Source organism: Moorena sp. SIO1F2 (assembly GCF_010672755.1).
Classification (GTDB): domain Bacteria; phylum Cyanobacteriota; class Cyanobacteriia; order Cyanobacteriales; family Coleofasciculaceae; genus Moorena.
Window position 1 is genome coordinate 1 of sequence record NZ_JAAHFV010000163.1, and the last position, 14,196, is coordinate 14,196.

9 protein-coding genes are annotated in these 14,196 nt (G+C 42.8%); all 9 read right to left on the reverse strand.

The genetic code is table 11. The annotated features are described in order from the left end of the window. Positions 1-27: 27 nt before the first annotated feature. The 9 genes from F6J94_RS18980 to F6J94_RS19020 all read right to left on the reverse strand — a co-directional run bounded on the left by F6J94_RS18980 (position 28) and on the right by F6J94_RS19020 (position 13,316). The gene (locus tag F6J94_RS18980) at positions 28-861 is read right to left on the reverse strand and encodes a sulfotransferase family 2 domain-containing protein (RefSeq protein WP_293043367.1); all 834 of its coding nucleotides are present in this window, start codon (positions 859-861) and stop codon (positions 28-30) included. A gap of 229 nt (positions 862-1,090) precedes the next feature. Next, a complete protein-coding gene (locus F6J94_RS18985) occupies positions 1,091-2,356 on the reverse strand; it encodes a lipopolysaccharide biosynthesis protein (RefSeq protein WP_293043370.1) in 1,266 nt (421 codons plus the stop codon). Further along, on the reverse strand, positions 2,356-3,498 hold the full coding sequence (locus F6J94_RS18990; RefSeq protein WP_293021830.1) for a hypothetical protein: 1,143 nt from the start codon (positions 3,496-3,498) through the stop codon (positions 2,356-2,358). Before F6J94_RS18990 ends, F6J94_RS18985 begins: the two co-directional genes overlap by 1 nt. Positions 3,499-3,665: 167 nt before the next feature. Continuing rightward, positions 3,666-4,628, reverse strand: coding sequence for a glycosyltransferase (locus F6J94_RS18995; RefSeq protein ID WP_293043373.1), 963 nt, complete (start codon positions 4,626-4,628; stop codon positions 3,666-3,668). Between the two features lie 107 nt (positions 4,629-4,735). Then, positions 4,736-6,229, reverse strand: a complete 1,494-nt coding sequence (locus F6J94_RS19000) for an O-antigen ligase (RefSeq protein ID WP_293043376.1) — start codon at positions 6,227-6,229, stop codon at positions 4,736-4,738. Further along, positions 6,213-8,432: a polysaccharide biosynthesis tyrosine autokinase gene (locus tag F6J94_RS19005; protein ID WP_293043379.1), complete on the reverse strand. Its 2,220-nt coding sequence runs from the start codon at positions 8,430-8,432 to the stop codon at positions 6,213-6,215. Before F6J94_RS19005 ends, F6J94_RS19000 begins: the two co-directional genes overlap by 17 nt. An 84-nt stretch (positions 8,433-8,516) precedes the next feature. Continuing rightward, positions 8,517-9,962 (reverse strand): glycosyltransferase family 4 protein, encoded by a 1,446-nt coding sequence (locus F6J94_RS19010; protein ID WP_293043382.1) that lies wholly within the window; start codon positions 9,960-9,962, stop codon positions 8,517-8,519. A gap of 141 nt (positions 9,963-10,103) precedes the next feature. Continuing rightward, a complete protein-coding gene (locus tag F6J94_RS19015; protein WP_293043384.1) occupies positions 10,104-11,330 on the reverse strand; it encodes a glycosyltransferase family 4 protein in 1,227 nt (408 codons plus the stop codon). A 528-nt stretch (positions 11,331-11,858) separates the two neighbouring features. Then, positions 11,859-13,316 carry a phospholipid carrier-dependent glycosyltransferase gene (locus tag F6J94_RS19020; RefSeq protein ID WP_293043387.1) on the reverse strand — a complete coding sequence of 486 codons (1,458 nt, stop codon included), beginning with the start codon at positions 13,314-13,316 and terminating at the stop codon, positions 11,859-11,861. Between the last annotated feature and the right edge of the window lie 880 nt (positions 13,317-14,196).

Here is a 14,196-nt window from a genome sequence, read left to right on the forward strand (position 1 = left end):
AATCAAAAAAGCACCAATCTTCTGTCATCACTGAAAAAATTTTAGAAAAAATCCAAAGGATATTTCAAGATCAGGCTGACATATCCTTTGGATTTTTTCTAAAATTTTTTCAGTGATGACAGAAGATTGGTGCTTTTTTGATTTAGGATTACGATTTAAACTCCTAATCCTTAATTTTCTGCCAAAGCGATCTTCAAACTGTTTCAAAAATTTTTCTGGGTACTCTAGGAATCCGATCAGAGCAAATTTATGCAAATTTTCTTTAGCTTGATTAACAGCTTGCTCTGGGCTGTAGTCTCCTATTTCATGGTTACCTCCTAAAAACGTTACATATTTATGTCCTTGTGCTTGACCAAACTCTGAGTCTAAATACTCTTCGATTTCCATATCTATTTTACAATGTTCATGGCTTTTATAACGATTATAGAAATATTCGGAAATCCATCGTTTTACTGGATCTCGTAAAATAGTAATAAAGGCATAGTTTTCTTTAAAATGGCGATGAGCTACTGAACTAAATACCAAGTGACCAGTAATGTAATTAACATTTTCCCGACACATAAAATAGACAAGTAAATTCTCTCGGAGCTTTAACACAACCGGGTCATCTACCCTACTCGATGATAAGTCTCGATCAATCAGTTTCTGAGCAGCCTTCAAAGATGCAGCGGCATCCAGATGACATAAATTACGATCTCTGATATCCCAAGTAGCATAACAAGATTTAAGGGCTTTGCTAATTGACGACCCTCCACATTTAGGAATATGAATAAAAACAATATTTTCCTTCAAGCTTCCCTGAAACAAATTGCTAGTTCTGGCACTAACTTCCAGAAAGATACTATTGAACAAGTCATTCATTTTTTGTCTCCTATGTCATTAGAGTATTTATCAATTGGTTTAGAAAGTTATAGGTTTTAGGGAGCAGGAATCCCCCCTAACCCCCCTTAGTAAGGGGGGAAGGGAGCAGGGAGCAGGAACCCACCCCTAACCCCTCCCAGGAGGGGAAGTGAGGGAAGTGGGAAAAAAGTTTGTGTACCTCATAAGTATGGTAAATGCTATATAATACTGAATAAACGCGGACTTGATATTAATCAGACGACGCTGACCTTTTACCAAAGACGTATCGAATGATCCAAACCGCAAAAATTGGCATCGCTACTAATTGGGTGATCAGAACAGCTACAGCTACCCAAAAAATTCCTCCTTGCATGACTAGGAGTAAGGAAGTAGTAAACACAACAGTGAAAATCACGTTCCAGCCTAGATCAATGTGAGCTTTATCCAGCGCTTGAAGTAGCCGAGATGTGGAACGAGACAAGGCAATTGGCAAGGCTGAAAAGCAAATCAAGATTAAAACAGGAATTGCCGTTACCCATTTTTCACCAAACACAATTGGCACATAAAATGGAGCCAAACTAGTTTGTATAACAACCAGTGGTAATACAATTGCTCCAATCATCTTGAAACTCCCAAAGTATCGCTTTTTCAGCTCCTTTAAATCCTCACGAACTTGACAAAAATGAGGATACCAGGCGGAACCTAAGGCATTAATAACACTCTGACTAATCCCTAATCCAGCATTGAATGCAAAAAAGTAAATCCCCAATACTTCCATACCGAGAAATCGACCCACTAGTAAATAATCGATGTTGAGTCTTAGCTTATTTAACAACTCAACTCCCAGCAGTTTGCTGCCAAAACTTGTAATGTTTTGCCATTGCTTCAAACTGACAGATTTAGGGGGTCGCCAAGGATGATTGGAATAGGTAATTACAATCCATACTGGATAGGATAAAACCATCGACCATACTACAGCCCAAACCCCCATATCCAACAGCGCTAAACCAACGATAATGATATTGCTGACTATTGCCTGTGCAGCATAACACCAAGCCCTAACGTTTAGTCGGTTTTCTCGTTCAATCAAAGCAGACTGAACCATGAAAACTGGAAACATTAAGTAAATTAGGGAAAGGGCACAGATGGGTAAAATCAGTTGGTTGTTGTCATAAAACCAAGCAATCGGATAGGAAGCAATACACTGAAGAATAGCTAGGGAAACACATAAAATCCAATTCAGCCAGTAGGCGGTATTACAGATAATCTCTAACTCTTGCTCATCAGCCTGAATCAGCTTAGCTCCAATCCCCGCTCTCAGGCTGAGAGTGTTAGCAAATTGAAAAGTAGTAACAATGACTGATACCATTCCATAATCATAGGGAGTGAAGACACGAGCTAGAGTAACCGTTGTCGCTAAACGGAAGATGCGCTGCACTAGTTCAGCACTTCCTAGCCAGCTAATGTTACGAATGAATTGGTCAGATGATAGCTGCTTGAGCTTTTTGATTAGCATTAGGATACAGGTACATTAGCAAAGGGAGGAGCTAAAGGCGCTCTAGGTCTACCGCCTCCACCTACGCGGTTTGGACTATTGTTAGTAACAATATGTAAAGATTGAAAGAGTTCCATAAAATCTTTGTAAAAGGGATTATTATGGTGAGCTTTAGCAAATAACCGATAACCATAAGCTGATTTAAACTCTTGTTTCACCCCTTTTTCCACAGCTAAAGCATAAGCATCTCTACCTGTTCCATCCACTACATAACCGCCATAATCTTGTAAAGCATGAAAAAGTTTTTTACCGGCTGGTGTAGTTATACCAAGACTTTCTTCTGTTACCTTAGGAGGAATTGCTAACAGAGATCCCATTACCAGTTGAGAATCCTTACCTTTATATTTAGATGGAGCTCTACGATCTGCTCTATCCGCAGGCCAGCGGTATCCAGGTGTAGGGCTTTGGGGATTGTAATTGAGGTATTTTCCCCAAAGTTCTATTTTTAAAACATGGCGAATTGGCTCGCTACCAGTCAACTCTCCCTTGCGTATCGTTCCACCTATAGAGGACAATCCAGAACCAAGATGACCTCCAGCAATACCTTGACTGTATAAATCTAAGTCTTTTTTTGGCCAGTGATAGCCATATACAGGACCACCTTTAACACAGCGAGCCATAGGTTCTAGTTGGATTATGGTGTGACCATCAGGCTGAAGCAAAGCAGCAGCATTATTGGGAGTAGAATACTTAGTGGGAGTGTTAATCGCATCCGGAACAATTAAATCATCAGGAATAGGAATAGATAAATTTTCATAGCTTGTCTGACCGCTACATCGCTTTGTCCAACTGCCAGGATTATACAAGGGTTGCAGTGGACTACCTGCGGGGATAATAAATAACAGATCAACATCTACAGAAGAACGGGCTGATCGAGGTAGATTAGCCGGTTTATACTTAGCATGACTACCAATCGGCATGTTCCAGATTGAGTCCTGAGAAAAGGGCCAGAGCCAGGGGTCACGAGTGGTAGGAGTGCTGCTCTTAGCATACATCAAATTGTTGGGTGGTAGATAATTAGCCAAACCAATGCTTATAGCTATTGTTACCAGCAGCAGTAATCCTAATAAATACCGTTTGAATTTCCAAGATTTGAAGATCATATAAGGCTTAGTAAAATGCCGTTTTATATCAAATCTATTAGCATCGGTATTGCCTAACACAAGAGTGTTCGTTAAAAAGCAAAACCTTGTGGAGCTCAAGACTTTTGATAAATGACAAATGACAAATGACAAATCACAATAAATGAAGGAAACAAGCGAACTTGATATCATGCAACATTTGATAGTCGCTGACGCACACTGTAAGCCAGCTCTAGCACTTTGCCATAGCCCTCAGGTCCGAACCACTGCATCAATGCGATCGCTATACTGAGACGGATGTACTCTCGGGAGAAGCGTAGCTGAGGGTAATGCATGAGAGCTTGACGACGAAAATGATTAGCCATTTTGTAATCTTGCTCACTACTTTGAAGACATTTCCACGCTAGGCAGAGGTTAATATTGCCATAGCTTCGATTTCTTAAATGTAAGCTTTCAAAGGGAGCAGATTGAAAAGCTTTTTCAATGATTGTACGGAAGTCTTCTAGCCTTTTTACATACTTTTTGGACTTATTATTTTGATGCTGGCGATAGCGAACTAAGGGTTCTTTTACCACAGCAAAAGGATAGCGTGAAGCGATCCGAAGCCACATGTCCCAATCTTCAGCCGCGCGAAGAGTTTGATCAAATACCCCTAGGCTCTCAAAGCAGTGGCGACGAACCATTGCTACACTGCCACATTCAACTATATTGTGTTCAACCAGCTTCTCCCAAACATTACCCTCGGCGTGATGTTCAAACACTCTACCTGTAGGTTTACCGGTTTCATTGATATAGGCAACCCAGGTGTATACCAGACCGACATCTGGATTTTCTTCCAGAACAGACAGTTGTTTTTCTAGCTTAGTGGGCTCCCAAAGATCATCAGCATCAATGAATGCTATATAATCCCCCCTAGCATTAGCAATTCCCTTGTTTCGTGCTGCAGAAGCCAAGCCTTGATTGGCTTGGGAAATTAGTTTAACTCGCGGGTCAGCTATCTGAGAAATCCATTGCTCAGTATTATCTGTACTGCCATCATTAACAACTATTACTTCAAAATCATCATAGGTTTGATTGAAAACACTATCGATAGTTTTGGGAAGATAAGTCATGGCATTGTAGGTGGGAATAACTACAGAAACCTTTGGCATATCTATAAACTCCTAAGTTTTCTAGTTAGATCACTAAATAGTTAAAAAACTAAAGTTAAAACACGAAAGTTAAAACACTAAAATTAAAACACTAAAATTACTAACCCTCAGTTGCCAACTCTAGTTGAGAACCGAGTTGGTTTTAAAGTACTAGTAACAACAGTACTATCAGAAGGTGGACGCCTCTGCCAGTTCCAACCTGCAATTGCCAACAAGGTATACCAGTAGAAAAAGAAATTGGTATGACTCCAGATGTTCTCGGTAATCATCCCTACAGGTATAGCCATAAGAGTTGCCAACAGGATAAAACACAAATCCCGCTGTCCACTTCCAGCAGGTGCATACCGAAGTAACTGAACAAGACGCACAAACTGAGCAAAGAGAAAAGCTAAAAAAGTCCCTAGACCCAGTAACCCACCTTCTACCAGACTCCGGACATAATCATTGTGGGGAAGAAGACCATTGGTACTAATGTGATCACTCAAACCCAGACCATAACCCAAGATTGGGACATGCTGCCATTGCGTCAGTAAGTAAGTCCACTGATCGAGCCGCCAATTAAAACTGTTGTGGTCTACCTTCGAGAGCAGAATCGCACGCCAGATATCAATGTCAGGATTGAGTAGCGGTGTGTTAGCAATTGATCCGAGGCGTTCTTGTCCAAACTCTGAACTTGCAAATAGTCCTATAACTAGGGCGAAAAATAGCAACCCACCGATTAGGTTAACTAGACTTAATCTAGGGGCAATCAAAACCAACACAAAAGTCGCCAACATCATCAAGCCAAATAGGGCTTTGGTACTCACAAAGAAAAAGGCGAGTAAACCTAGCAACAGAAGCCAGAGCAAACGCTGCTTTGAATGACTTAACTTCCAATAGGTCAGACCGATAAATAGCAATATAAAGGTAACGAAGGTATTGGGGTGACCCAGAGTCCCTCTGATTCGAGATGTTCCTCCAGAGATTGTGGCAGAGTGATTTGTAATTGGTGAAAGTATCGAAGGTAACACTGAAGGAATGATCATCTGGATCAAGGCTAATGTAAGTGGTAAAACAAGAGCCAAGAACAGCATATGGATAATTTTTTCAGGAGGAATTCGGTTTTTAAGCTGCATGATCAGCAGGTAGACCATCAGCCATGAAAATAGGCGCACCCACTCCCGGATACTCACTGAAATATACGAACTATCAAGTCCTAATCCTCCCAAAGCAAGCAGGATAACCCACAAACCCTGTAACCCTACCCAACCAGCAAATAACCACCAAAATTTATCAGTTTGAACCCTCCGACCTGTTAATAACATTACTGTCACGTAGAGTAATGTTAGAGCATCAAGCCCGATGGCAAATAGTGCTGGTAACTGTTGCTTTGAGAAAATATCAAGAGAGCTACGCAGGATTAACATACCCAGTACAATTTGCTCAAAGCTGGCAAAGCAGTAGACCAGCACTGCTACCATACCTGCGCCCAGGGCTAAAACCAGTAAAAGGGGATTAATGCCAGCCAGTAACCCTGTAACTATACCAACCCCTACACCGGCTGACCCTACCAAAACGGTAGGGTTAGGGAAACGACTCGGACCGTTATTGCTCCACATCATCTGAACCCCGCGATAAAACAGACTTCCCAGGCGCTACAGACTTGTTGAGGGAACCATTGAGATCGCTCAAACGCTTCAGGGATTTGGATAAAGACTGGTAACTCTGATCGGAATAGGAGTAAAATCTTTCAGTCTGAGCCGTCATCCCATTGATCACCACCCCTAGTATGGGCAAGCCATTATCTTTCAATTCTTTCAATTCTTCTCCTGCTTGAAGTAGGATGTCCTTTGGTGTGAAGTTGGGACGGGTAATCATGACTAATCCCTCACTATACCGACTCAAGGTATGAACATCGGCACAGCTACTAATGGGTGGAGTATCGATGATGACCAGATCATAATGAGTTGCTGCTTTGGCTAACAGATGTTTCATCGAAGCTGACTCTAGCACCCTAGAGGGGTTAGTAAACAGCCCACCAGAGGTCAAAATTGAGAGGTTTTCAATACTTGTGGGTTGCACTGTCTCAAACAGATTGATATCTCTGTCAATTACATCCGTCAGACCAGGCAATGGGGTTACCCCCAAGATCCGATGCTGCTTGGGCTTACGTAGGTCTGCATCAATAATTAATGTCTGCCGAGATAACATAGCTGACACAGCTGCTAAATGGGAAGCCACGATTGACTTACCTTCACCAGAAACCGTACTGCTGACCACAATCAGCTTCAACTTCTGTTGAGTCCGAAACTCTAGCTTCTTGAGGAGTAGGCGGTAAGGTTCAACTAAACTGAGATCATCCAAAAATTGTTCGGGATGCTTAAGACTCAGAGCAGATAACGGTATTTCCGGTAAGACTCCCAGTCTGGGAAGTTTCAGCAGTACCTCTGCATCAGAAACATCGTACAACTTGTTATCTATCACCTCCAGCAGTAGAATAATACCGATGGCTAGGGTAATTCCAGCAGCGGTAGCAAGTACTAGCACCACTTTCTTATTGGGTTCACTGGGTAAGGAGGGGACTTGAGCTTCAGCAATAATACGGATATTGCTAACGAGTTGAGCTTCAGCAATCCGTGCTTCCTCTAGTTTGTTTTGTAGAAATTTCAACGATTCAGTTGCTTCTTCTCGTTGGCGAACTAATGCCGTAAGACGTTGCTGTTTAATGGGTAGTTGCTCAAGATGATTCTGAAGTATAGCTCGCTCACGCTGTAAAACTTTTAGCTTCTCTGCCAGTGCTAATTGTTCAGTGTTAGAAATAATATATCTGGAGGTAAGCTCCTGACTCAACTGATCAGATGCTACATCGCTAGGGCTTATGGTCTGAGGGTTGGGGGCAATAGTAGCAATTTTATCATTGTAGAGTGAACGGATAGCATCTCGCTCTTCCAGCAACGATAGTACTGTGGGATGATTCTCGTTAAAACGTGAACGAACCGTAGCTAACTCGGAATCCAAATCTGCTAGCTTATCCCGTAATTTATCTAGTTGTTCATCTTGACCAACCCTTCCACCTACGTAGGCATTATTAATAGTATTAAAGCCTGTTAGTTGCTCGATTGCCTTCAGCCGGGCATTGATCTCTTCAAGTTGGGCATACAGAAGACGTTCCTGGTCTTCTACCTTAGCAAGACTCTCCACCAAGCTTTCGGTTTGTTCATTAAAGGAGACTAAACCACTACTTTTTCTATACTTGCTCTCCGCCACTTCTGCTGCTTCAGTCAATGCCCGTTGCTGAGGAAGCTCCTTCTCCAAAAACTCCCGTACTGCTCTAGCTTCTTGGCGAATTGCTTCAGTACTTTCGTAAACCATTGCGTTGGCAACAGCATTAAGCAACACAGTAGCTAATTCCGGGTTTTGATTCTGATAGCTGATTTCAAGAATGTTAGTAGCAGGAATATTTTTGACTGTTAAATCCTTCTTAAGTTCTTTAGGAGTTATTTTTGTCACTAAATTACTGACGTATTGTGAAAATACTTGGTCAATTGCTTGCTGCAGAATCCGTTGGGACTTAACCAGTTCTGCTTGATTAGCAATTGGGTTAGCCCCACCCGGTCCCCGGTTAGGCAATTGGCTAAGGTCACGACCTAAGGGAGAAACACTTACCTGTTTATTGTCAAGCATTAGCCTTGCTTTCACCTCATACACTGGTGAAGTATAGACTAGATAGGCGATCGAGGCACCAATTACGGAAGCAAAGGTAGCCAGAGCTGGCCAAAACCGACGCTTCAAGACTGATACTAAAGATGAAAGGCTGGTCTCCATTACACGTTTTTTAAGTCATTTGCTAATTGCTAATTGCTAATTGCAGCAATTTGAAAGTTTAAATTTGCCTTTTACCTTAATAGTTCACTTTTCTAGGGGGACCTTATTGAGTTCCTGTGGCTTGCTAGACAACAACAGGTCAAGTTGGAAGTTGACTTGTTCTAAGATTTGTTTACGTAAGGTTTTTTCCAAATTCTCTGCATCAGTCTGTTCCCGAGAATTCGTTTCTTCGTACAGAAGAGTAGTGAGTTCTTGTAGACAAGCTTGTAGACGCTGCCGTTTTTCAGGTGTCATAGTCATTGCTTTAGGCTTGAGTGTTGACTGGAATTCCTTACCTAGACTCACCTTTAGTTCAGTGGTAGGCTGCTGAATTGAGTCGTTTGTTTGCTGTGTGATCACAACAGGTGAGTCGGTAACTTTGGCATACAGGGCTAAGTGATCAGCAGTGATTTTTTCCCAGTTGTAGTTAGCTTGCACATACTGTTGTGCCTTCTTAGCCATTTTTGCCAACTCCAGAGGTTGCTGTATGCCTTGGGCTAGACAACGAACGCAGGAGTTAGGGTTTCCAGTCTCGAACAGCAGACCTCGCTCTTGACCAACAAGTTGCCGATGTGGCGGAATGTCACTTGCCACCACTGGGATTCCTTCCCGCATCGCTTCTAGCATCACTAGGGGCATTCCTTCTAAATCAGAAGGCAAAACGAAAATCCCTGCTCCTCGCATGATCTCTGATAAGCGAGATCCTTGGAGTTCACCCGTGAAGAGTATATCGTTATTTCCAGCTGCCATATTGACCAGCTTCGAGGTAAACTCAGGCATTTCACTGATACCACCAGCTAGAACAAGTTTCCATCCTCTAGGCTTGAGGGATTGAAACGCCTCTATCAGTAAATCGGGTCGTTTTTCCGGTACCAGTCTGCCTAGGAATAGAATATAACGTCCCTGTTGTAGTGAGAGGGATTTAAGATAGGGAAATTTCGGGTCTGACTCAGCATATATCCCTGGGGCGTTGGGGATGTCAATTGTATCAATGCCGTAGGTTTTCCAAAAATAAGACTTGAGATTGTTTGATACTACAACCAGTTCATGGGCATAGTTCACTGCCACCTTTTCTCCCAAGTGGATGATACTACTAGAAAGTCGGCCCCACTTAGCTCGTTGCCAGTCCAATCCATGACAGGTAACCACAATCCCTGTAGAAGAGGTAATTCTGGGAATCCAGCTAAACAGGGCTGGACCGACAGCATGGAAATGCACAATGTCATAGCGTTTGATAATTGAAGCGATCGCAGCGAAAGCAGAACTGGTCAACGCATCTAGCCCTCTGAATGATAAGGAGGGTAGGCAAATCACTTGCACACCTTTGTATTTATAAGAGGAAAACCAGGGGGTTTGGGTATAACTCGGTCGAGCGAACAGATCTACCGAGTGACCTTGTGCAACCATTTTGGGATAAACTTCCTGACAGCAGCGCTCAATTCCACCCTGTTTAGCCGGTAAACCTTTTGCTCCAATTACGGCAATTTTCATGATTTGCGATTCTCTTTTAGAAACGGTAGATGTAATCAGACATTGGATAGTAGACCTCTTGCAAAAGTCCCAAACTAGTCTCCACAATCCGTATTGCCTATTGCCTGATCGGAAGTACCCTACTTATGCAAGAAGTCTAATTTAAATGCATTCTGCGGTAGTAGTAGATGACACAGAGCGCTGTTTCCAACGATGCAACATGTCTTTGTAGACATCGCTGACGACTGTGTGGGCTGCATAGGGCTGGGCATTCCTGACACAGGACACAGCCGGATAATCCTCGGCATGTTGCAATACATGACCCAGAGCATTTGCGATCGCATTTGGTGTTCTTTCGTAGGCCACCATCCCACTGTCAGCACGGAGCAGTCTAGGGGTTTCACCACAGTTGGTAGTTACTACAGGTGTTCCACTCGAGAGTGCTTCCAGGACAACCATAGGAAGACCCTCGTAGGCACTGCTCAGTACAAAGGCGCTGCTGATCCGGTGCAACTGGGCTAGTTTTTCAAAGGACACGGACCCGAGCATGGTGACTCGCTCACAGAGCGCCAAACGAGCAATTTCAGAACGGACTTCACCAGCTAATTCTCCATCCCCTGCTATGAGCAGATGAAGACTCGGGTCGTTGAGCGCTGCGTACGCTCGCACCAGTAAAATGGGATCTTTCTGGGGATGAAGGCGACCTGCGAACAAAACAAAACGTGTCTGTTCTGGTAAACCTAGCTGCTGGGCAAGGAGTTTCCTTTGCTTCTCCTGTTCCCTTGGTTCTAAGGGATAAAAAATCTCAGTATCAACTGTGTTTTTCAGAAAAGTGACGCGCTCAGCTACAGCGGGGTAACGTTCCTGGTAGAATTTTGCTGATTCCGTATTACAAGAATAAATCTGGTCAAATTGCTTAATCAGGAAGCGCTCCAGTGCAAAATACCCTGGCGGAAAATACTGCCATAGCATGGCCTTCTTACTAGTGCCAGCAGCAATCTGCTGCTGAATATCATTGTGAATGAAAAGCGTCTTATCGCCAGACCAGTTGAGAGCTGCTAGAGTTGGTTCAAGGCGATGGAAGTGGATAAAATCAGATGCCAAGCAACGACCTAACAAAGCTGCTGTATACTTGACAGTAGTCGGTATAAAGCCCCTAACATTATCATTGAGCATATTAAATAGGGGCATGAATTGGATTGACCGACCAGCATACTCAGTCTTTTGCCATACCCCTGTCGATGATTTGGGTTCTCCTGTTCCTACCAACCGCACCTCAAACTCACTCGGAGCATATTTAATGAAGGAGCGGATCACTGTCTGAATGCCACCGATGCTGCTATTCCATGGATTGAACTGGTAGAAAATCGTCAAAATGGGCTTACGCATGAATTCAAGTTGAGACTTTAACTAATTGCCTGAGGCAACAAAATCAGAGTGATTTGCGCCAACCACTGGTTTGAGGGGGTTCAACTTTTCCTGAAACCAGATGGATTGCCAAGTTGGCAGGATTTTCTAGCCTCGAGAGTATATTATTCACAATTCTGTTCTTTTTCACACAAAATTACTATGAAGTTTCTGTCAAGTATCTGTATATTTTTTGTGAATTTATTGTGGACAATAGTATTGCGGTAAGCATTCCTTAGGAAAGGAATGCTTACCTCTTTTATTCAAAAACTGTTCGCGTAGCGTGGCCAATGGCTGATAGCTGATTGCTTACGTATTGGGATACTTCAGAGGGGCATACAGCAGGTTGGAATTTCTTGGAGTACAGTAGCTATAGCGGTTTTTTCAGCAAATGCAACAGGCAACAGAACAGAAATAACAGATGACAGGCGAGACGCCTGTTCTACGGAGCGCTGATAGCTGATTGTTCTTCTGGCTCAACATCTCAATTCAATACAACTCGGGATTACCCTAAATCCAGGAACGGAACCACATCCGCAGGTGATACCCTGACCCAGACAAGGGTAGACCTAAGTAAATTGGTAACCAGAATATAAAAGCTAGTACAACTACCAAGATGACGGTGACACCAGCACTACGATACTGGTTTTGCTCACTGTGTAGCCAGCGGTCAACTAGCCAAGCCAGTGCTAATCCAGAAAACACTGAAGCTCCCATATAATGATAAAGAAATGTGCAGCGAGTCACTTTCGTCCACGGCAATAGGTTAGCGGCGTAGTTTACGATCAAATAGAGGGTAATCCAGGTATAGGAAGTTGGTATGGATTTCCAGCCCACCCCTTCTAAGATCCGTTGGGTTAACAGCAGCAGCAGCAACAAAATTGCTGTAGTCGAGAGCCACCATAGGAAAGGATTGCCCATGGCATGGACATCATAGATTACATTGCTCGCACCAGCCGATAAGGGGGAGTCAGTGGCAACAGCTTCAGGGGTGTGACTAGCAGTCTGATAAAAGTAAGCAACCGGACGCCACATCAACAGCCAACTATACCACCTGGAACAGTAAGGATGGACGTCAGTGCCACTGCCCACATTTTGATGGAAGGTTAAAATTTTGACTTGAGACTCCCAGAATCCAGGGGTAGGATTCATCAGTAAGTGAGGAATCCAAAGGAAGCTGTAGGTGACAACTGGTAAAATCACCAAGTTTAGCACGATGTGCCCGACATTCAGTTCCGTCAGGTTCTGTAATGGATGGCGTCCCGATGCTATAGGGCGAGTACGGGTTTTCTGGCCAAAATAAGTTCTAAATAATTGCCATACCCAAGCGACAGCCCATACTATATAAATGCCTAACAAAAACCACAAGCCATTCCACTTAATCGCTGCGGAAGCACCAAAAAACACACCAGATAGGATTAGCATCAGCCAGCGTTTTGCACTGTGATGATTCAGAGCTAGCAGAAAAAACAACTGACCCAGTAATCCCAAGATCACTAAATATATATTGTTCAGGGCATAGCGGGATTCTACCAGGAATAAACCATCAGTAGCTGCGAACAGAGCAGCAATCAAAGCATAGCTGCGACGTCGATTGAGTTGATAAGCCACAGCCGCCACTACGATCGGAATCAAAGAACCCGTCAGGGCATTCAGCCATCGGTAACTCCAGGTAGACCGTAAGGAACCAGTCAGGTCGTTAACCGTATCCTGCCCAAAGGGGAGGTGAGAGCCAATCCAGATGCCAATGGCAATGATGTACTGACTTAGGGGAGGATGGGGATTGAAAAAGGAAGTACCGGTTAAGTAGTTATTGGCAAATATAGCGTAGTAAACTTCGTCGAATACCAGGCGATTAAATCGACCCAGTCCCCAAAATCGCAGGGCGAGTGACAGTAAAACAATGGCAGTTATGCCAATGCTAAACCAGGGGATAGACGAATGAGACGGCTTTTTTGGCAAAATCATCACCATCGAGGCTTGGGTTATCGGTGAATGGCACACTCAATCTGAAGTAGAGGAGACCTTGATCAGCAATACTTTTCTGGGGGAAGAGCGGGAAGAGAGATAAGAGTGGAAAGACAACACTGCCCCTTTATCCCCCCTTGTCTACCTTCCCTAATTCAGAAAGTATAAAATATGCCAATTAAATGCACACTAGCTTAATAACCTGTAAGCTGATCACCTGCAACCTGTAACTTATACCTGCTCAGCATCTGTAGCTCGAATAAATGAAATTGGTATAACTTATCCCTATTACCCCTATTATCCCTATTATCCCTATTATGATTTTTACCCTTTTTATGATTTTGACACGCTTATCCTCCCTTCGTCTCTCCCTCTTGCCTATACAATTGTGATAAAAATTGTGATATAACTAGAAAAAATATCAGACAAGTATTCCTGATTTTCCTCTAACTGGATTGAAAAACTAATAATAGGCCTCACCACTGACCTGGCGTTATTATTATCAAATAACTTCACAATTTACACACAAAATATCCCTAATTTATAACTGTTGGTAAAGATTATTAATGGATAAACCTTTTATCAAAAAAACGGTTATTTATGCCAGTTTTTGAGTTAAAATTTATCTGGTTTATATGGACAAAGATAAAAATATATTTTTATCTTTGAGGAGAGTTATTCCTGGGTGTGCTGCCACTCTAAACCCTCAATAGCAGTAAATATAATTTTCTCTATTAACGAGAAAATTATGCCTCTGCTAATGACTTAAAATTAAATGATTAAAACAATCACAACCCACAGAGTTAGCACATACTAAACACTTATGAGCGGACGACTTATTAATCAAAAAAATGGCATAAACAGTAATCAAAGAAATGAC